General features: G+C 64.6%; 18 protein-coding genes. 12 read left to right on the top strand and 6 right to left on the bottom strand.

Annotated elements, in window-relative coordinates; translation table 11 throughout:
- The first annotated feature begins 235 nt into the window (after nt 1-235).
- Together PQ457_RS12320 and PQ457_RS12315 are read left to right on the top strand one after the other, a co-directional pair.
- Nucleotides 236-1,315, top strand: coding sequence for an SPOR domain-containing protein (locus tag PQ457_RS12320; protein ID WP_273617116.1), 1,080 nt, complete (start codon nt 236-238; stop codon nt 1,313-1,315).
- 28 nt (nt 1,316-1,343) lie between these two features.
- Complete coding sequence (locus PQ457_RS12315) at nt 1,344-2,618, top strand: DUF418 domain-containing protein (protein ID WP_273619317.1); 1,275 nt, start codon at nt 1,344-1,346, stop codon at nt 2,616-2,618.
- A 20-nt stretch (nt 2,619-2,638) separates the two neighbouring features.
- Here PQ457_RS12315 and PQ457_RS12310 read toward each other — a convergent pair whose 3' ends face one another.
- Nucleotides 2,639-3,460 carry a calcium-binding protein gene (locus tag PQ457_RS12310; RefSeq protein ID WP_273617115.1) on the bottom strand — a complete coding sequence of 274 codons (822 nt, stop codon included), beginning with the start codon at nt 3,458-3,460 and terminating at the stop codon, nt 2,639-2,641.
- Between the two features lie 131 nt (nt 3,461-3,591).
- Between PQ457_RS12310 and recO the strand changes: the two genes are divergently transcribed.
- The 3 genes from recO (at nt 3,592) to PQ457_RS12295 (ending at nt 6,584) form a co-directional block, all read left to right on the top strand.
- Nucleotides 3,592-4,218: a DNA repair protein RecO gene (gene recO, locus PQ457_RS12305; RefSeq protein WP_273617114.1), complete on the top strand. Its 627-nt coding sequence runs from the start codon at nt 3,592-3,594 to the stop codon at nt 4,216-4,218.
- 13 nt (nt 4,219-4,231) lie between these two features.
- Complete coding sequence (leuB, locus tag PQ457_RS12300) at nt 4,232-5,290, top strand: 3-isopropylmalate dehydrogenase (protein ID WP_183622183.1); 1,059 nt, start codon at nt 4,232-4,234, stop codon at nt 5,288-5,290.
- Between the two features lie 151 nt (nt 5,291-5,441).
- Nucleotides 5,442-6,584: a glycosyltransferase gene (locus PQ457_RS12295; protein WP_273617113.1), complete on the top strand. Its 1,143-nt coding sequence runs from the start codon at nt 5,442-5,444 to the stop codon at nt 6,582-6,584.
- 114 nt (nt 6,585-6,698) lie between these two features.
- Here PQ457_RS12295 and PQ457_RS12290 read toward each other — a convergent pair whose 3' ends face one another.
- Nucleotides 6,699-7,961, bottom strand: a complete 1,263-nt coding sequence (locus tag PQ457_RS12290) for a phospholipid carrier-dependent glycosyltransferase (RefSeq protein WP_273617112.1) — start codon at nt 7,959-7,961, stop codon at nt 6,699-6,701.
- Nucleotides 7,962-8,053: 92 nt separating this feature from the next.
- Here PQ457_RS12290 and PQ457_RS12285 point away from each other — a divergent pair, with 92 nt between their 5' ends.
- Nucleotides 8,054-9,262, top strand: coding sequence for a trans-sulfuration enzyme family protein (locus PQ457_RS12285; RefSeq protein WP_273617111.1), 1,209 nt, complete (start codon nt 8,054-8,056; stop codon nt 9,260-9,262).
- Here PQ457_RS12285 and PQ457_RS12280 read toward each other — a convergent pair.
- Entirely contained in the window at nt 9,259-9,690 is a 432-nt protein-coding gene (locus PQ457_RS12280) for a DUF6628 family protein (protein WP_273617110.1), read from the bottom strand. The two genes, PQ457_RS12285 and PQ457_RS12280, sit on opposite strands and share 4 nt — an antisense overlap.
- A 174-nt stretch (nt 9,691-9,864) precedes the next feature.
- Between PQ457_RS12280 and apaG the strand changes: the two genes are divergently transcribed.
- Both apaG and PQ457_RS12270 read left to right on the top strand, forming a co-directional pair.
- Nucleotides 9,865-10,278 (top strand): Co2+/Mg2+ efflux protein ApaG, encoded by a 414-nt coding sequence (gene apaG / locus PQ457_RS12275; protein WP_168604110.1) that lies wholly within the window; start codon nt 9,865-9,867, stop codon nt 10,276-10,278.
- 41 nt (nt 10,279-10,319) lie between these two features.
- Nucleotides 10,320-11,102 carry a LysR family transcriptional regulator gene (locus tag PQ457_RS12270; RefSeq protein ID WP_273617109.1) on the top strand — a complete coding sequence of 261 codons (783 nt, stop codon included), beginning with the start codon at nt 10,320-10,322 and terminating at the stop codon, nt 11,100-11,102.
- A gap of 48 nt (nt 11,103-11,150) precedes the next feature.
- On the opposite strand, the gene PQ457_RS12265 is transcribed toward PQ457_RS12270, so the two are convergent.
- The 3 genes from PQ457_RS12265 to PQ457_RS12255 form a co-directional block, all read right to left on the bottom strand.
- Nucleotides 11,151-11,933 (bottom strand): 3-hydroxybutyrate dehydrogenase, encoded by a 783-nt coding sequence (locus PQ457_RS12265; protein WP_273617108.1) that lies wholly within the window; start codon nt 11,931-11,933, stop codon nt 11,151-11,153.
- 82 nt (nt 11,934-12,015) lie between these two features.
- Entirely contained in the window at nt 12,016-12,606 is a 591-nt protein-coding gene (locus PQ457_RS12260; protein WP_273617107.1) for a nucleotidyltransferase family protein, read from the bottom strand.
- Nucleotides 12,606-14,147: a hypothetical protein gene (locus tag PQ457_RS12255; RefSeq protein WP_273617106.1), complete on the bottom strand. Its 1,542-nt coding sequence runs from the start codon at nt 14,145-14,147 to the stop codon at nt 12,606-12,608. Before PQ457_RS12255 ends, PQ457_RS12260 begins: the two co-directional genes overlap by 1 nt.
- A 389-nt stretch (nt 14,148-14,536) precedes the next feature.
- On the opposite strand from PQ457_RS12255, the gene pstS reads away from it, so the two are divergent.
- From pstS to pstB, 4 genes are read left to right on the top strand one after another with little or no spacing between them, the layout of a single operon-like run.
- Entirely contained in the window at nt 14,537-15,550 is a 1,014-nt protein-coding gene (pstS, locus tag PQ457_RS12250) for a phosphate ABC transporter substrate-binding protein PstS (protein WP_273617105.1), read from the top strand.
- Nucleotides 15,547-16,485 (top strand): phosphate ABC transporter permease subunit PstC, encoded by a 939-nt coding sequence (pstC, locus tag PQ457_RS12245; protein WP_273617104.1) that lies wholly within the window; start codon nt 15,547-15,549, stop codon nt 16,483-16,485. The genes pstS and pstC overlap by 4 nt, the downstream gene beginning before the upstream one ends.
- A complete protein-coding gene (gene pstA / locus PQ457_RS12240) occupies nt 16,485-17,345 on the top strand; it encodes a phosphate ABC transporter permease PstA (protein ID WP_273617103.1) in 861 nt (286 codons plus the stop codon). Before pstC ends, pstA begins: the two co-directional genes overlap by 1 nt.
- A gap of 50 nt (nt 17,346-17,395) precedes the next feature.
- Nucleotides 17,396-18,199 (top strand): phosphate ABC transporter ATP-binding protein PstB, encoded by an 804-nt coding sequence (pstB, locus tag PQ457_RS12235; protein WP_168604109.1) that lies wholly within the window; start codon nt 17,396-17,398, stop codon nt 18,197-18,199.
- The last annotated feature ends 140 nt before the right edge of the window (nt 18,200-18,339 follow it).

The following is an 18,339-nucleotide window of genomic DNA, read 5'->3' as shown; positions in this document are numbered from 1 at the left end:
AAATTCCGCCGGTTTCATCGGTCCAGCCTGCATGCGCATCCCGACCACATGGTGGGATTTCTGGGAAAAACTTCGCAGATCGTTCCTAAATTTAAGTTAACGGGACGGTAGTAACCCGCGTAGTAAACACGGAGATGACCAAGGCATGGCGGGGCTTTCGGGGCTTGGCCGCCTTGGCCAACGGATTGCGGGACAGGTATTGGCGGCGCGCCGCGCGCCGCAAGGGGATCGGACGATGGGTTTGTCTTTGATGCACAAGGGTTTGGCCGTAGCGATCTTGCTGGGCGGGGCGGCATCGGCGCCTGCGCTGGCCGATGTGAAGGCCGGGGCCGATGCCTGGGGGCGGGGCGATTTTCCCGCCGCCGTGCGCGAATGGCAACCGCTGGCCGACAAGGGCGACCCCGATGCCCAGTTCAACATGGCCCAGGCCTACAAATTGGGACGCGGCGTGCCGCAGGATCTGACCCGCGCCGAAATGCTCTATGCCAAGGCGGCCGCGCAGGGCCATCTCCAGGCAGGCGACAATTACGGTCTGCTGCTGTTTCAGCGCGGCCAGCATGCCGCAGCGATGCCCTATATCCGCGCCGCATCGGACCGCGGCGATCCGCGCTCGCAATATCTGCTGGGGCTGGCCTATTTCAACGCCGATGGGGTGAATAAGGACTGGGTGCGCGCCTATGCGCTTGAAAGCCTTGCCGCGCAGCCCACTTCGGGCGCGCCGGGCCTGCCGCAGGCCAAGGCCGCATTGAGCGAAATGGACAAATATATCGCCATCGAGGACCGCCAGCGCGGAATCTCGCTGGCCACGGAACTGGCCGCGCAGGTCGAGGCGAATCGCCAGCGCCAGTTGGCCGCGGTTGATCTGGGCACGCCCAATCCGCCCGTGGTGCCCGCGCCGGTGCGGGCGGTGCCGACCGGGATGGCGGGCGCCATGCGGGTTGCCGAGGCTCGGCGCGAATCGGCGCCCGCGCCGGTCATGATGCGCGAACCGGCCCCGCGCCCGGCCCCCGTGGCGGTGGCAACGCCTGTGCCTGCGCCGAAACCCGTGCTGAAACCCGCGCCCAAGCCTGCGCCCCATGCGGCCGTGGGCGGGCCGTGGAAATTGCAGTTGGGGGCCTTTGGCGTGGCGGGCAACGCCGATGCGCTGTGGTCGCGGGTGAAATCCATGCCCGAAATCGCCGGGCATCCCCGTGCCAATGTGCCCGTGGGCAAGGTCACGCGCCTGCTGGCCACGGGGTATAGCGAAGAAAGCGCGCAAAGCGCCTGTCGCAAGCTGACGGGGGCGGGTCTGTCCTGTATGGCGGTCAAGGATTGACGGCGTTCGGGGACAGACGATTTTGACGATGGAGGGGCGCGAGCGGATCATTTCGCTCGATCTGGTGCGCGGATTTGCGGTGCTGGGGATTGTGGCGGTCAATGTGGCGGGCTTTGCCGGGCCGCGTCTGGCCACCTTGACGCCCGCCCATCTGGTCGCGCCCCATCTGATCGGGCAGCGGGGCGGCTTTGCCTATGCCCCCGCCGCGCCGCTGGATGAGGCGGTGTTTGCCGCGATCCTTGTCCTGTTTGAAGGCAAGATGCGGGCGCTTTTCACCATGCTGTTCGGCGCCTCGATGCTGCTCTTTATCGAGCGGGCCGAGGCGGCGGGGCGCAATGGCCTCGCGCTTCAGGCGCGGCGGCTGGGCTGGCTGGCGCTGTTTGGCTATCTTCATTACGTGCTGCTGTGGTGGGGGGATATTCTGTTCCTCTATGCGGCCTGCGGCTTTGTTGCGCTGGGGCTTTGCGTGTTTTCCAACCGGGCGCTGCTGATCGGGGCGCTGGCCGGTTATCTGCTCTGGGCGGTGATGGGCGCGTTGGGCGGCCTGCCGCTGGTGCTGGCCGAGGAGCATATGCGGCTGGGTATCGCGAGTGCGGGCGAGCTGGGCAAACTCAACGAGGCCTTGGCCGACAGCATGGCGATGATGCGCGGCGATGTGGCGCAGGCGCATCTGGGCTTTATGGCCATGGCGCATGACAAGTTGGTCCATGCGCCGGGCTGGCCCTTTGTCATGATTTTTGCCAGCTTTGGCGAGACTTTGCCGCTGATGCTGATCGGCATGGTGCTCTATCGCATCGGTTTTGCCCAAGGGCTGGCCTCGCGGCGGGTGCTGTGGGGCGTGGCCGCGCTGGGGTTGGGGCTGGGCCTGCCGATGGCGCTGGGCATGGCGTGGTGGGCATGGGCGCGCCATTTCCCCCCGGTGGCGATGGGCGAGCTGATGGCCAATTGGGCCGCGCCGCAGCATCTGTTGCTGGCGCTGGCCTATTATGCGCTGGTGCTGCTGGCCGCGCCCTGTCTGCTGCGAGGCGGTTTGGGAGAGCGGCTGGTGGCGGCGGGGCGGATGGCCTTTTCCAATTATATCCTGACCAGCGTGGCGCTCTCGGTGCTGTTCTATCGCGCGGGCCTGTTCGGGCGGATAGGCGATGCGGCGCAGATGCTGGTCGTGGTGGCCGTGTGGATCGCCATGCTGGGCTGGAGCAAGCCTTGGCTGGCCCGGTATCGGCAGGGGCCGCTTGAATGGCTGTGGCGTTCACTGGTGGAGCGGCGGGCGCTGCCTTTCAAAAGAACAGCGCCGGGAGTGTGATGCTCCCGGCGCCGTGATGCTCAATTGTCGCCGTCGCCCATCGGGGGCATGCCCGGCGGCGGGCCATCGCCCATAGCGCCGCCGCCTTGGCCGCCACCACCGCGCCGTCCGCCGCCCATGGGGGGCATCATGCCCCGTCCGCCGCGCATCGCATTGATCTCTTCGCGGTTCAAAAACAGGTCCTTGTTGGTGTCGGCCTTGTCAAACCGGGCGCGTTCATAGGCCTGCAATTCGGCAAGGCTGATCCCGGCGTCATAATCGACATTGGCCTTGGCAATGGCCACCGGCCCCAGCGGTTCTACCGCCAGACGCAGCGCCATGTCGCGCTCGCCTTCGCCCAGATCGGGGAAGATCGCGTCGGGCACGATTTCGGCAAACTCGCCGCCGTCCTCGGCCATTTCCGCGCTGCTCTTGCGGCTTTCCCAGGCGATGAACTCACCCTCGTCGATGCGCCCGTCATGGTTGGCGTCGACATCGACAAAGCGCTTGTGGATCAGCGCATTGCGCCGCGCGGTGATCACGCTTTCAAACTCGGCCAGCGTGACCATGCCGTCCTTGTTGGCGTCGGCCGCGCGGAACATGGATTCCACCGCCGCCTCGTATCGTTTCAACGGGATGGGCTTCATGTCCCGTGGTGCGCCGCCGCGTGGAGATCCGCCATCGGGCGGGCCGCCCATGTCGCCGCCGCCATGACGACCACCCATGCCGCCCATGCCGCCTCCCATGCCACCCATGCCGCCGCCGCCCATGCCGCCCATTCCCCCCATGCCGCCCATCTGGGCCATGGCAGGGCTGGCCATCGCCAAGGGCGCGGCCAGCAGCAAGGCTGTCAAAACTGTCAATCTGTTGCGCATATTTCATCCCGGACCAATGCGAAGCCCTCCCCATAGCTGACCTGCCCGTGCAAAGCTTGCGCGCAGATGAACGGCGGTGCTTTTTGCCTGCCGCGCCATTTTGCTCTAGCGCGGAGCCTATGCATATTCGCGCCCATGCCATTCTGTGTTCGGCCCGCCCGCATGGCGAGGTGGGGGTGATCGCGCGCCTGATGACCGCCGATCATGGGATGGTGGCGGCCTATGTCGCGGGGGGGCGGGGGCGTGAATTGCGCCCGGTGCTGATCCCCGGCAATGGGCTGGCGGTGGACATGCGGGCCCGCATTCCCAGCCAGATGCCTGCGGCCAAGGTTGAATTGGCCATCAGCCGCGCGCCTTTTCTGGTTGAACCTTTGCCCGCTGCCGCAATCGGCTGGGTCACGGCGCTTGTCGCCGCTTCCTTGCCCGAGCGGCAGGCCTATCCTGCGCTCTATGATGCGCTGGGCGCCTTGCTCGATGCGGTGTGCCATGCGCCATCGGCGCGGGGCTGGGCGCCGGCCCTGCTGGCCTATGAGGCGCTCTTGCTGCGCGAGATGGGCTATGGCGAAAGGTTTGGCGCCGGGGCGGATGGGCAGCGGATGCCCGATGGCGGGGCGTGGGAGGCGGTTCTGGCCCGTTTCGACGCGCTGGGCCTTGCCCTTTCGCGCTATCTGCTTGCCGATCGGCGCGGCGATGTTATGGGAGCGCGCGAAATATTGCGCCAACGTCTGGGGCGCATGGCAGCTTGAAAGAGGTAGAGCCATGAAGATTGCGGTTTTCGCCGGTGACGGCATCGGCCCCGAAGTGACGGCACAGGCCGTCCGCGTGCTGGACAAGCTGGCGATTGCCGGGCTTGAAATGGTCGAAGGCGATGTGGGCGGCGCGGCTTATTACAAGCATGGCCATCCTCTGCCCGAGGCGACCAAGGAAATCGCGCGCGGCGTTGACGGTATCCTGTTTGGCGCGGTGGGCGATTTTTCCTGCGACCATCTGGAGCGCGCTTTGCGCCCGGAACAGGCCATTCTGGGCCTGCGCAAGGAACTCTCGCTGTTCGCAAACCTGCGTCCGGCCACGCTCTTCCCCGGCCTCGAAGGTTTTTCGGCGCTGCGCCCGGAGGTGGCCAGCCAGATCGACCTGCTGATCGTGCGCGAGCTGAACGGCGATGTCTATTTCGGTGAAAAGGGTATGCGCACGCTGGAAGACGGCCGTCGTCAGGGCTGGGACATGATGTCCTATGCCGAGGACGAAGTGCGCCGCATCGCCCACGCCGGTTTCAAGGCCGCGCAGGGCCGCAAGGGCAAGCTGTGCAGCGTGGACAAGGCCAATGTGCTCGAGACCAGCCAGCTCTGGCGCGATGTGGTGATCGAGGTTTCGGCCGAATATCCCGATGTTGAACTGTCGCACATGTATGTCGACAATGCCGCGATGCAGTTGGTGAAATCGCCGGGTCAGTTCGACGTGATCGTCACCGGCAACCTGTTCGGCGATATCCTGTCGGATCAGGCCAGCATGTGCGTCGGCTCGATCGGCCTTCTGGCCTCGGCCTCGCTGGGCACGCGCCAGACCGAATATGGCACCGTGGGTCTTTATGAACCCATCCACGGCAGCGCCCCCGACATCGCGGGCCAAAACAAGGCCAACCCGATGGCCACGATCCTGTCGGCCGCCATGCTGCTGCGCCATTCGCTGGGTCTTGAGGCGCAGGCCGCGCGGATCGAGGCGGCTGTCGCCAAGACGCTGGCCGATGGCATTCGCGGTGGCGATCTGGGCGGCGATGCATCGACCAGCGCAATCGGCGATGCGGTGCTGGAACGCCTGTAATCCGCGCTTTTGCGCCCCTGCCATGATTTGAACAAGGTTGGGGCGCAAGAGATGCGCGTTTTCCGGGGGGCGATGAACCCGGTCATAGGCGGCAAAATGGGGTCAGAGTGGGGCTCACCTCCATCTTTCGGCTTTTTTAGCATCAGGAATTATGGTTCAGACTCTGCAACTTGCCATCGTAATGCCCACGCTGAACGAGAGGGGCAACCTGCGCCCGCTGGTGGCGCGGCTTGACGCCGCGTTGAAAGGCATCGCGTGGGAGGCGATCTTCGTTGACGACAACAGCCGCGACGGCACTGCCGATGAGGCGCGCGCCATCGCGCTGGAAGACCCCCGCATCCGCTGCATCCAACGCATCGGCCGCCGCGGTCTGGCCAGCGCCGCTATCGAGGGCATGTGCGCCACCGCCGCCCCGATCGTGGCGGTGATGGACGCCGACCATCAGCATGATCCCAAGCTGTTGCCCGGCATGTTGGCGGCCATTGAATCGGGCGAATATGATCTGGCCTATGCCAGCCGCTTTGCCGAAGGCGCCAGCACCGAGGCATGGGGCCGCCCCGACCGCGTCAAGGCCAGCGGCTTTGCCAATGCCATTGCGCGCAAGGTGACGGGCGTGGATCTGTCCGATCCGATGAGCGGCTTTTTCATGCTGCCCACGGCCACGCTGCGCTGTGATGCGCATCGCCTTTCGGGCGTGGGTTTCAAGATTCTGCTCGATATTCTTGCCACGGTTGACGCGCCGATGCGGGTCAAGGAATTTCCCCTCGATTTTGCCGCCCGCGCGGATGGCGAAAGCAAGCTGGATCGGACGGTTGTGTTTGAATTCCTGATCGGTCTTTACGACAAGTGGCTGGGCCGCATCATTCCCACGCGTTTCGCGCTGTTCGGTACGGTGGGGGCGCTGGGTGTGTTGGTGCAATTCGCCATGCTCTGGCTGGTGCTCAGCGTGTTTCTGGGCCAGCGCTTCGTCTATGGCCATTGGTCGAGCGACGAGACCACCTTCAACATCGCCAACACCATCGCCGCGCTGGTGGCCATGACGTTCAACTTCGTGTTGAACAACGAACTGACCTATGCCGACAAGCGTTTGCGCGGGGTCTGGCCGCTGTGCAAGGGCTGGGCGCAATTCGCGCTGACCTGCTCGCTGGGCCTGCTGACCAACATCGGCGCGACCGCCGCGCTCAAGCGGATGCATATCCATGACGTGGTGGCGGTGCTGGTCGGCATCGTGTTGGCCTCGGTGTGGAACTTTGCGCTGTCGAGCAAGTTCGTCTGGGGCAAATACGGGAATTGATCAGAGGCACTCTTTCCCGGTCCTGTCACTCAATCGAGTAAACTCTTGGGTGGCAGGGCCGGGGGAGAGGGCCGGTGCCGCATGAAATGCGTCTCTTTCGGCGCATTTTCAAACTCAGCGCCAACTGGCCAGCCACATCCAGTCCTCGAAACTGGCCACGCCCTTGTGCAGGGCGGCGGCCGAGAGGATCGGAAAGAACCAGGCGAACGCGCCCACTGACAGCAAGAGGATGCCAAAAGCCTCATGCCTCCAGCGCCGCCCGCGCGCGGCCCACAATTCATCCACCGCCAGCCCCAGCGCCGCCATCAGAAACGTGCCGGGCAGCAGATAGTGGTAATAGAACTGCACCGGCTTGTTGCCCACGATCCACAGGCCCAGTGAGGCGCCATAGAGCGCCACCAGCGCCAGCGGCAGCCATGCGCGGCGGACCAACCCGGCCCAAACCGCCCAGACCAGCGCGATCAGCCCCGCAAGCATTGTGAAGGGATTGCCGATCAGCATCACCCCGCGCTGCGCCCCGTCGGTGACTTCATAGAGATACCAGATCGCGCGCCAGTTGATGATCCACTGGCTCCACACGCTCTGATAGGGGTGGTGCTTGGTCACGCTGCTTTGCAGATCGATCATGTGGCGGTGCCATCCGACCGGATCGAGCGGGGGAACCGCATCGCGCGCGACGAAAAATCCGGGCCAATAGGTCAGCCAATAGGCCCCCAGCGGCAGGGCGATCAGACACAGGCTCAACTCGACCATCGAGAGCGCGGGCAGGATCGGCCGCGCCCCGCTGGCCAAGGCCCATAGCCGCGCGCCCAGCACCAGCGCCACGACCACCGCCCAGACCGGCAGCACGCTCCATTTGGCGCCCAGCGACAGGCCCAGCACAACCCCCGCCGCCGCCATTCGCCAACGTGAGCCTTCAGGGCGGGCCATGGCCCCCGCGATCAGCCAGAGCGCCACCATCGCCAGCCCCGCCATCACCATGTCGAGCATGGCAATCCGGCTTTGCACATACCAGGCAAAATCCGTGGCCAGCAGCACCATGGCCGCCACCGAGGCCATGGCCCGCCCGCTGGCCCGCCACATGGCGCGGCCAAAGGCCCACAGCCCGATTACCCCCATCAGCGCCGAGGGCATCCGCCAGCCCAGCGGATTATCGCCAAACAGGCGGATCGAGGCGGCGATCATCGCCTTGGCAAACAGCGGGTGTTCCGGATTGGCCGGATTGCCCGCGATCATCGCGCGCGCGGCGGGCACATAATGGACCTCGTCGAAATAGAGATGCGACGGGATGGTCAGGCGCAGCGCCACCAGCCCGGCAAACAGCAGCGTGACAAGGATCTGGAATGCCCACGGGTCGGACTGTGGCTTGGCAAACATTTGAACAGGCTAGATCCGGCCGGAGTTCTGCGCAACAGCGCTTGCGCCGGATGCCCTTGCTCTTGCGCTGTGCCGGTTATAGAGCATCCCCCATGAAAAGGGACACTGGACAGGATCGCAAGATCACCCGCAACTGGCGCAGCGCGACGCAGGCCGTGCGCGGCGGCACATGGCGCAGCGAACAGGGCGAAACCTCCGAGGCCATCTATATGACCTCGGGCTTTGCCTATGACAGCGCCGAGACCGTGGCCGACCGCTTTGCGGGCAAATTGCCGGGCATGACCTATTCGCGCACCGCCAACCCCAGCGTGCAGATGCTGGAGGAGCGCATCGCCCTGATGGAAGGGGCCGAGGCATGCCGTTGTCAGGCCAGCGGCATGGGCGCGATGTCGAGCGTGTTGCTGTGCCAATTGTCGGCGGGCGACCATATGGTGATCGCCAAGGCCGCCTTTGGCCCGACGCGCTGGGTGACGGACAATCTGTTGCCGCGTTTCGGCATCGAGGTGACCGCCATTGACGGGCGCGACCTGAACCAGTGGCAGGATGCGATCAAGGACAACACCAAGCTGTTCTTCTTTGAAACCCCGGCCAACCCCACCATGGATCTGGTCGATATTGCCGAGGTTTCCAAGATCGCCCATGCGCGCGGCATCCGGGTGGTGGTCGATAATGCCTTTGCCAGCGTCGCCTTGCAGCGCCCGCTGGATCATGGCGCCGATGTGGTGGCCTATGCCGCGACCAAGCTGATGGACGGTTCGGGCCGGACGCTGGCGGGCGCGGTGGCGGGGGACGCCAATTTCATCAACACAATCCTGCATCCCTATACGCGCAATACCGGCAATGTGCTTTCGCCCTTTAACGCATGGGTGGTGCTCAAAGGTCTGGAAACGCTCGAACTGCGCGCAAAGGCGCAGAGCGATGCGGCGCTCGACCTTGGCCGCTGGCTGGAGGCGCGTTTGCCGCGCGTGCTGCACCCCGGGCTGGAAAGCCACCCGCAGCACTATCTGGTCAAAAAGCAAATGTACGGTGCCGGTTCGATCTTTTCCTTCGAGGTCGATGGCGGGCGCGAGGCGGCGATGAAGCTGCTTAACGCGCTGCAACTGATCGATATTTCGAACAACATCGGCGATACCAAATCGCTGATGACTCATCCGGCCAGCACCACCCATTCCTCGATCTCGCCCGAAACGCGCGCCGCTATGGGCGTGACCGAGGGCATGGTGCGGATCAGCGTCGGGCTTGAGGATCTCGAAGACCTCAAGGAAGATCTCGACGGGGCATTGAAGGCGATCGGGCTCTAGGGCCCGATCGTCAGCCCGCGCCCGGAATCGCGCAGGGCGCCGGCCAGCACGCGGGTGGTGGCCAGCAGGCCCTCGATGGCGGGGGCCTGCGTCAAATCCTGCAAATGCTGCCCTGCCTGCGCCGGATCGTCATCGGCGCAGGTCATCGCGCGCAGCAGCGCATTTTCCGCCGGCGTCATGCGCGGCGCGCAGCAGGGCGCGATCTGGATCGGTTTGCGCGTGGTCTGCGAAACCTCCATCAACAGCGCGCGCATCAGCACCAGCGGCTTGCGGAAATGCAGCCCGAAATGTTCAAACATCAACAGCGACGCGCCGGCATCATGCAATCCGTGGATCGCCATGCGGCGCATTGCCACCAACAGGGCGCGCGGCGGGCCGTCGAGCGGCGCGGTATGAGGCAGGATCCGGGCCAGATGCGGTTCGTTCATGGGGACACTCCTTCGGCTTGGAGGTCTATTTAACGCTATTGCGAGTAAGTAGCAATAAGCGGTCTGCATTTTTTGCGGCAAACCGTTGGTCCAATAACCCCCAATTGCCCCTAAAGGCCCGTTGCGAAGCGCCAAAAGCGGCGCTAACCTGTGTCCATGTCAGACCGATCCTTCATCAAGGAACTGTTCCAGCACGCCGCCACCACCCATGGCGTGACCGTGCGTGTGGCTGTCAACTTCCTGCCCGAACAATCGCGGATCGAGGCGGGCAAGTGGTTCTGGGTCTATCATATACGGATCGAGAACGACTCGGATCGCACCCTGCAACTGGTTACGCGCCACTGGCGGATCACCGATGGTCGCGGCGCGGTTAATCTGGTCGAGGGCGAAGGTGTTGTGGGCGAGACCCCGGTGCTGTCTCCGGGCCAAAGCCATGATTACGTTTCGGGTTGCCCGCTGGCCACGCCTCAGGGCAGCATGGAGGGCTATTATACTTTCCGCGAGATTCACCCTGATGGATCGCAGGGCGATTCGGTGCTGGTGCCGATCCCGCATTTCCCGCTGGCCGCTCCCGCCACGGCGGGATGAAGGCTTGACGCAGTGGGCGGCGGCGCGCAACAACCCGCGCCATGAAGCGTACCCATCTTCCTCTCAATGCCTTGCGCGTGTTTGACGCGGCGGCGCGTCACCTGTCCTTTACCCGCGCCGCCGACGAACTGGCCGTGACCCCGGCGGCCGTCGGGCAACAGATCCGCGCGCTTGAGGATCTGCTGGGCGTGGTGCTGTTTCGCCGCACGACCAAGGGGCTGGAACTGACCGACGAGGCGCAGGCGGGGCTGGAGCCTTTGCGTGCCGGTTTCCTGCAATTTGAGGATGCAGTACAGGCGATGCAGGCGGGGCAATCCTCGCATGTTTACACGATTGCCGCCCCGCGCGACATTTTCGCGGCATGGCTGGCGCCGCGTCTGGCCGCGTTCCGTGCGGCCAATCCCGACATTCGCGTGGTGCTGGTCGATGGCGATGCCACCGATTTTACCGAGGCCAATCTCGACCTTGCCATGCGCCTGTCCGAAGGGCCGGGCGATCTGGAAGGCGTGGTGATTGGCGAGGCGCAGCAGGCGGTTGTGGGCGAGGGCGAATGGATCGCATGGCCCAGCGACCCCAATCCGGCGGGCGAGGGGGTCGAGGCGGGCCTGCATGTGGGCGATGCGGGGCAGGCGATTGCCGCGGCCGCAGCCGGGCTTGGCCGCGCCCGCGTGCCTTTGCTGCTGGCGCAGGGCTGGCGCGATCTGGGCCGTATCCCCGGCTTTGGCGAGCCGGAACCTGCCCGCAAGGCTTATTGGCTGGTCGCCCCCTTGCCGCAATGGCGCCAGAAAAAGGTCAAGGCGCTGGTCGCGCACCTGACCGCCTGAACGGGCCGGGGCCGGTGTATGCGAAAAACCCGGCCCCGGCGCCGTGCTTTATTCCATGAACCATCCGTGGCTGGCGATCAGCGATTGCCCGGTCAGCGCATTGGTGGGGAAGGCGGCAAAGAACAGCGCGACCTCGGCAATGTCCTCAACGGTGGTGAATTCGCCATCCACCGTGTCGCCCAGCATCACCTTCTTGACCACCTCCTCCTCGGAGATGCCCAATTCCTTGGCCTGTTCGGGGATCTGCTTTTCCACCAGCGGCGTTTTGACAAAGCCGGGGCAGATCACATTGGCGCGAATGCCCTTTTTGCCGCCCTCGCGCGCAATCGTGCGGGCCAGACCCAGCAGCCCGTGCTTGGCGGTGACATAGGCCGATTTGAGCGGGCTGGCGGTCTTGGAATGGACCGAGCCCATCATCAAAATCGCGCCTGAACCTTGCGCCTGCATATGCGGCAAGACCGCCTTGCTGGTCAGGAATGCGCCGTCCAGATGGATGGCCAGCATCTTCTTCCAGTCGGCATAGGCGAAATTCTCCACCGGATTGACGATCTGGATGCCCGCATTCGACACCAGCACATCGACCGTGCCCCATTTGGCCACGACCTGCGCCACGCCCGCATTGACCTGCTCCTCGCTGGTCACATCCATGGCGATGCCGATGGCCTGACCCGGCCCTGCGGCGTTCAGTTCGGCCGCCGCCGCACCGGCCGCGTCCAGATTGAGATCGGCCAGCGCCACCAGCGCCCCTTCGGCCACATAACGCCGCGCGATGCCAAGACCAATGCCGCTGGCCGCGCCAGTGACGATGCAAACCTTCTTGTCGAGTTTCATTGCCGGCTCACTCCTCTTGTCATCCTGTTGCGGCATCGCGCGCGCTTTTTGCACGGCTAACCTAGTCATCCTGAATGATGAATCAACTTTCGTATTGTCGCAGGCGATCCGCGTCCTGTGGCGTATCCATATCGCTGGTGAAGCGCGAATGTTCCGCCTCGTGCCAGACAATGCGCGCGCGGTGGCGGTCGATCCATGTGCGCGGGGTGATACGGGCAGGCGCCTTGTTCAACCCGCAGGCCATATCGGCCGGCATCACCACCGGATTGCCCCGCACACCATCATGGCGCGGGATGATGACAGCATCGCGATGGGCCGCAAAATCGGCGATGAGGGCTGCAATATCCTCGCCGCGCAACAAAGGCTGATCGGACAACGCAAAAATCACGCCATCGCCGTCCAGCAGGCAATGGGCCAGCCCCACCCGCGCCGATGTGCCCTGTTCGCTGTCTTGGTCGGGATTGGCCACAAGCCGCAGATCCATCCCGTCAAGCGCCAGCGCCAGCGCCTCATCCTGCGCTCGGCCCACCACCACAACCGGCAGACCCTGCCCCAGATAGAGTGCCGCCGCATGGCGCACCATCGGCGCGCCCCGCCATGGCAGCAGCCGCTTGTCCACGCCCTCCATCCGCCGCGACCACCCGGCCGCCAGCAGAACGACCTCCAGACGCATCAGAAACGGATCGCGGTGAACAGCCCCACTTCGTCATAGGTGCCATTGCCCTTGCACAGCGCCGCAGGGCCCGAAACCGTGGAAAAGGCATTGGGCGTGGGCTGCCCCAAGGCGCTGCAACCGATCACGCCATTGCTGGTGGCCACAGAGCCGCCGTTGACCGTTTCGCGCTTATACACCAGCGCCAGATCGACAAATTTGAGCGGCGAGAACTGCAAGCCGCCGACAAACAGATCGTCCTGCAAATCGCGCACCGTCATCCGGTTGGGGTGGACCTGATCATAGCGCACAAAGGCCCGCCATTGGCGCGACAGGTTGTAATGGGCAAATCCCGACCAGCCGCTGGCCGTATCCTGCGACAGGGCGAATTGGGCGGGATTGATCGCCACATTGTTCCAGTCGCGGGCAAAGAAATATTCGCCGCCGATGCCGATCACCGAACTCTTGTATCCGCCCATGAAGTCGATGCGCGTGGCGGTGCGGAAGGACGATGGCGCGTTGCTCGCAGGGGATTCGATGTCATTGCCGCGCTTGCCGTAATAGCCACCGGCAGCGGCGTAGAACCCGTTCCATGTCCCCGACAGGCGCGCCTCGACGTCCATCGATTTGGTCACGCGGGCCTGACGATACCCCCCGCCGTTGACCACGGCCAGGCCATAGGACAGGCTGGTGGTGCCCTGACGCAGGAAGTCGCCCGACAGGTGGACGCCCCAGTCGGCCGGATTGCCGTAGCCGACCCGTTCGAGCAGCGACCGTTCGACATGGCGCTGGTTTTCCGCGCCCTCGGCATAGGAGATCCACGGCATTTCCGCCGCGCCAAGCCGGATGGTGAGCGCCGGATGCAATTTCACCTCGGCATAGGCGTTGCGCACATAGACGCCCTTGCCCACCAGATTTGCCGACGAATTGGGCGGGTTGACGGTGCTGGGCTGGCCGGTGACATTGTCGGCGTCCAGCAGGATCGCGGCCGAAACCTTGCCGGAAAAGCGATGGTTCACCCCGATGAAGGCGCGCTTGATATTGACGCCCACGCCGCTGGCCGGATAGTTCGCGCCGCCGTTGTGCTGGGTGATGTTGCTCAGGTTGAGGAACATTTCGCCCGAAACCGAGGTGTTGGCGGCCCATTTGGTGGCGGCCACGGCGCGCTGGGTCAGGGCGATCGCGCCCTGCGCCTTTTCCGCGCTGGCCAGAGCCTGCGTGGCGGTGGCATCGGCATGGCGCGCGGTTTCCACCGCCGAGGCCAGCGTGGGCGTTTCAGGCGCGGCCTGGCCCGGCGCGGCGCCATCGGGTGCGGGCGCGCCCGATGCGGGCTTGGCTTCGGCCAGTTTGGCATCGGACGCGTTGGTCGCGGTCAGCGCGGTCAGTTTCTTTTCCAGCGCATCGATCTGTGCCTGCATCCGCGCCATCTGGGCCTGCGCCTGATGCAATTGGGCCTGAAGGCTGGGGGCGGGCTTGGCCGCTTGCCCCGATGCCGCCGCCGCGCCCGGCGCCAGAGCCGTCGATGCGAGCAGGGCCAGGGCAAAGGGCTTGAGCAAATCCATCGAACGAATTCCTTGTGGCATGAGCCATATGGGCCGCGAGGACAGCGGTGATCGCCGTGAACCGACCGCCGTTATCGGTTTGCGCCGGGACCCGGTCGGCGCATCGATCCAACCGGGCCAGTTTAGGGCCGCCATGCGCATCGGGATAGATAGATAATCGTCGGTGAGGCGATAAAGCTCTGTCGGCGAAGGGGGAGAGTGAGGAAAATGACATTTATATGACAATGTATGGGGCGTGGGCGGCCAAACGTGGGCCGTGGCGGGGCTTTCCCTCCGGTTTGGGCAAAAAGGCGCGAAAGTGCCGGGGCTTGGTGATTGTCACAAAGTTGTCATATGGAATGTCTAGCGCCCGATGTGGGCGAAGTGTGCCCATTGGTGGAGAATCGCCCATGTTTCGCAAAACCGTGCTGGCGTTCGGCCTTGGGCTGGCGATGGTTTCGCCCGCTTGGGCCGAATCGTTCACCGGCGCGGGGGCCAGCTTTCCTGCCTCGCTTTATCAGGCATGGGCCCGCGAATATGCCGTCGCCAGCGGTGATCAGTTGAATTATCAATCGATTGGCTCGGGCGGCGGGGTGCGCCAGATCATCGCCCATACCGTCGATTTCGGCGCCACCGACAAGCCGCTGAAGCCCGAGGAGTTGAACAAGGCGGGGCTGGTGCAATTTCCCGCCGCGATCGGCGGGGTGGTGCCCGTGTTCAATCTGCCCGGCATCGGGCCGGGGCAATTGCGCCTCTCGGGCGGTTTGCTGGGCGACATTTTTCTGGGCCGGATCAAGCGCTGGAACGATCCGCGCATCGCCGCGCTCAATCCGGGGCTGAAGCTGCCGCCTTTCCCGATTACGGTGGTTCACCGCGCCGATGGTTCGGGCACGACCTTCCTGTTCACCTCCTATCTGGCCCAGACCTCGCCCGTTTGGGCGCGCGCGGTGGGGGCCAGCGATGCGGTCAAATGGCCCGCCGGGATCGGGGGCAAGGGCAATGACGGGGTGGCCGCCTTTGTGCGCCAGACCTATGGCGCGCTGGGCTATGTCGAATATATCTACGCGCGCAAGGGCAAGGTCAGTTATGCCCGTGTCCAGAATGCAGCGGGCCAGTATCCCGCGCCTGAACCGGCCAGTTTCGCTGCCGCCGCCTCTGCGGCGCCATGGGGCCGGGCGGCGGGCAATTACGTGCTGCTGCTCAACCAGCCGGGGGCAGAGACATGGCCGATCTCGGGCGCGACCTTTATCCTGATGCACCGCGAACAGGAGCGCCCGGAAAAGGGCCGCGCGGTGCTGCGCTTCTTTGACTGGGCCTTTGCGCGCGGGGACGCCACGGCGTCGCGCCTTTCCTATGTGCCGCTGCCCGCCTCGCTGAAAGCCATGGTGCGCCAGCAGTGGCGCGCAATCGGGGGCGGCAAATGAGCGTGGAGAGCGCAGGCCCCTCGCGCGCGGCGCGGCAGGATGCGTTTTTTCAGGCGCTGTGTTTTTCCGCCGCCATGGTGCTGATGGCCACGCTGGCGGGTCTGCTGGTCGCGCTGGTGATCGGGGGCTGGCCCGCGTTGGCGCATTTCGGGCCGAGGTTCTTCATCTCGGCCGCATGGGACCCGGTGGCCGAGGATTATGGCGCGGCAGGCCCCATTGTCGGCACGCTGGTGACGGCGGGTCTGGCCATGGTGATGGCGCTGCCGCTGGCGGTGGGGATCGCGGTGTTTCTGGTGGAATTCTGCCCCTCGGTTCTGGCCAAATATGTCAGCATGGCGGTCGAATTGCTGGCGGGCATTCCCTCGATTGTTTACGGCATGTGGGGCCTGTTCGTGCTGGCGCCGTGGTTTGCGCTGCATGTGCAATTGCCGCTGTTCTATGTGGTCGATCCCGACAGTTTTTGGGGCCATCTGTTTGAAGGCATCCCCAATGGCGCCAATATTTTCACCGCCGCGATGATCCTGGCGATCATGGTGCTGCCCTATATCGCCACGGTCTTGCGCGAATTGCTGCTCTCCGTGCCCACCCATGTGCGCGAGGCCGCCTATGGCATGGGTTGCACGCCCTATGAGGTCGTCAGCCGGATCATGCTGCCCTATATTCGGCGCAGCGCGATCGGTGCGGTGATGCTGGGGCTGGGGCGCGCGCTGGGCGAGACGATGGCCGTCACCTTCATCATCGGCAACAGCCATGAATTTCCGCGCAGCCTGTTTGCGTCCGGATCGACTATCGCCTCGACCATCGCCAATGAATTTGCCGAGGCGAGCAGCGATCTGCATGTCTCGGCGTTGCTGGCGCTGGGGCTGGTGCTGTTTGTGATCACCTTTGCCGCGCTGGTGGGCGCGCGGCTGCTGATCGGGCGGGAGAAGGCGTGATGAAGTTTGCCCCCCGGATGTTTGATCGCCATACGCGGCGCAAGCTGGTCAATTACGGCTTTGTCGGGCTGACCATGGCGGCAACGGCCGTGGCGGTGATTGCGCTTTTGCTGATCCTGTGGTCGCTGGTGGCCAATGGGCTGGACGGGATCGGTCTGCATATTTTCACCATGGACCAGCCGCCGCCCGAAATGCCGGGCGGCCTGCGCAATGCCATTCTCGGCTCGTTGGAAATGTGCGCGATTGGCATGGTGATCGCGGTGGTCATCGGCATTCTGGCGGGCACATGGCTGGCCGAATATGGCGAAGGCAAGCGGATCGCCGAAGTGGTGCGGTTTTTGAACGACGTGCTGCTCTCGGCGCCCTCGATCCTGATTGGCCTGTTTGTCTATGAAATTCTGGTGCGGCCGCTGCATGGCTTTTCGGCCGGGGCGGGGGCGGTGGCGCTGGCCTTTGTGGCCACGCCCGTGGTGACGCGCACGACCGAGGACATCCTGCGCCTGCAATCGAACCAGTTGCGCGAGGCGGGCATGGCGATCGGGGCTGGCAAGAGCTATGTCATCCGCGCGATCATCTGGCGCGCCTCGCGGCCGGGTCTGGTCACGGGTGCCTTGCTGGGTTTTGCGCGCATTTCCGGCGAGACAGCGCCGCTGCTTTTCACTTCGCTGGGCAATCCGAACCTCTCCTTTGCCCTGACCCAGCCGATGGGCGCCTTGCCCACCACGATCTATCAATTCGCGCTGTCGGCCTTTGACGACTGGCGGGCGCTGGCATGGGTGGGGGCGCTGCTGATTGCGATCACCGTCCTTGCCGCCAACATCATCGGACGCGCTCTGGCGCGCGGGAGCCATCATTCGTGAATTTTGACGCCAAACAAGGCGATGTCGCCAGCGTGATCCTGCCTCCGCCGATGGAGCAGCGTGTGCTCGACGTGCGCGGGCTGAACTTCTTCTATGGCAAGCATCAGGCGCTGTTCGGCGTCGATCTGCCGGTGGCGCGGGGCAAGATCACGGCGCTGATCGGGCCGTCGGGCTGCGGCAAATCGACGCTGCTGCGCACGCTCAACAAGATCTACGACCTCTATCCCGGCCAGCGCGCCGAGGGGCAGATCCTGTTCAACGGCGAAAACCTGCTGGGCGGGGGAGAGGCGGTGGAGGACGCGCCGCCTGCTTCGGGCGCGCCGATCAACGGCGACAATGCCCGGCTGCGCGCGCGCATCGGCATGGTGTTTCAGCGGCCGACACCCTTTCCGATGTCGATCTATGAGAACATCGCCTTTGGCGTTCGGCTGCACCGCAATGTCTCGCGTGCGCAGATGGATGAGATCGTCGAAACCTCGCTGACCCGCGCGGCGCTGTGGGACGAGGTCAAGGACAAGCTGGACAAGTCGGGCCTGAGCCTGTCGGGCGGGCAGCAGCAGCGCCTTTGCGTGGCGCGCGGGATCGCGGTGGAGCCGGAAGTGCTGTTGCTCGACGAACCGGCCTCGGCGCTCGATCCTTTGTCCACCGCCAAGCTGGAGACGGCACTGATCGAGCTGAAGCAGAGCTTTACCATCGTCATCGTCACCCACAACCTGCAGCAGGCGGCGCGGATTTCGGATTATACCGGCTTTATGCTGATGGGCAAAATGGTGGAATTCCGACCTTCGGGCGAGGCCTTTGTGCGGCCAGCCACGGCGGCGATGCGCGATTATGTGACCGGAAGGTATGGGTGAAGAATCCAAGGGATTTTATGCGAGGGACTGGTCCCTCGCGCTCCCGTTACTGTATGCGTTGTGCCATGGGTTCGACCGAGGCGCCCGGCAAACAACGTTGAAAAACTAAAGCCTGCGGCGCTTTTGAGCACAAGCTCTCC

This window comes from Novosphingobium humi (assembly GCF_028607105.1).
GTDB classification, from domain to species: domain Bacteria; phylum Pseudomonadota; class Alphaproteobacteria; order Sphingomonadales; family Sphingomonadaceae; genus Novosphingobium; species Novosphingobium humi.
This window is presented reverse-complemented; position numbering and strand designations above follow the sequence as displayed.

What these genes read in the sequence shown, in the direction of transcription:
- PQ457_RS12320 (WP_273617116.1), top strand. Translation starts at nt 236, where the DNA reads ATGGGTTTGTCTTTGATGCACAAGGGTTTGGCCGTAGCGATCTTGCTG.
- PQ457_RS12315 (WP_273619317.1), top strand. Translation starts at nt 1,344, where the DNA reads ATGGAGGGGCGCGAGCGGATCATTTCGCTCGATCTGGTGCGCGGATTT.
- recO (WP_273617114.1), top strand. Translation starts at nt 3,592, where the DNA reads ATGCATATTCGCGCCCATGCCATTCTGTGTTCGGCCCGCCCGCATGGC.
- leuB (WP_183622183.1), top strand. Translation starts at nt 4,232, where the DNA reads ATGAAGATTGCGGTTTTCGCCGGTGACGGCATCGGCCCCGAAGTGACG.
- PQ457_RS12295 (WP_273617113.1), top strand. Translation starts at nt 5,442, where the DNA reads ATGGTTCAGACTCTGCAACTTGCCATCGTAATGCCCACGCTGAACGAG.
- PQ457_RS12290 (WP_273617112.1), bottom strand. Translation starts at nt 7,961, where the DNA reads ATGTTTGCCAAGCCACAGTCCGACCCGTGGGCATTCCAGATCCTTGTC.
- PQ457_RS12285 (WP_273617111.1), top strand. Translation starts at nt 8,054, where the DNA reads ATGAAAAGGGACACTGGACAGGATCGCAAGATCACCCGCAACTGGCGC.
- PQ457_RS12280 (WP_273617110.1), bottom strand. Translation starts at nt 9,690, where the DNA reads ATGAACGAACCGCATCTGGCCCGGATCCTGCCTCATACCGCGCCGCTC.
- PQ457_RS12270 (WP_273617109.1), top strand. Translation starts at nt 10,320, where the DNA reads ATGAAGCGTACCCATCTTCCTCTCAATGCCTTGCGCGTGTTTGACGCG.
- PQ457_RS12265 (WP_273617108.1), bottom strand. Translation starts at nt 11,933, where the DNA reads ATGAAACTCGACAAGAAGGTTTGCATCGTCACTGGCGCGGCCAGCGGC.
- PQ457_RS12260 (WP_273617107.1), bottom strand. Translation starts at nt 12,606, where the DNA reads ATGCGTCTGGAGGTCGTTCTGCTGGCGGCCGGGTGGTCGCGGCGGATG.
- PQ457_RS12255 (WP_273617106.1), bottom strand. Translation starts at nt 14,147, where the DNA reads ATGGATTTGCTCAAGCCCTTTGCCCTGGCCCTGCTCGCATCGACGGCT.
- pstS (WP_273617105.1), top strand. Translation starts at nt 14,537, where the DNA reads ATGTTTCGCAAAACCGTGCTGGCGTTCGGCCTTGGGCTGGCGATGGTT.
- pstC (WP_273617104.1), top strand. Translation starts at nt 15,547, where the DNA reads ATGAGCGTGGAGAGCGCAGGCCCCTCGCGCGCGGCGCGGCAGGATGCG.
- pstA (WP_273617103.1), top strand. Translation starts at nt 16,485, where the DNA reads ATGAAGTTTGCCCCCCGGATGTTTGATCGCCATACGCGGCGCAAGCTG.
- pstB (WP_168604109.1), top strand. Translation starts at nt 17,396, where the DNA reads ATGGAGCAGCGTGTGCTCGACGTGCGCGGGCTGAACTTCTTCTATGGC.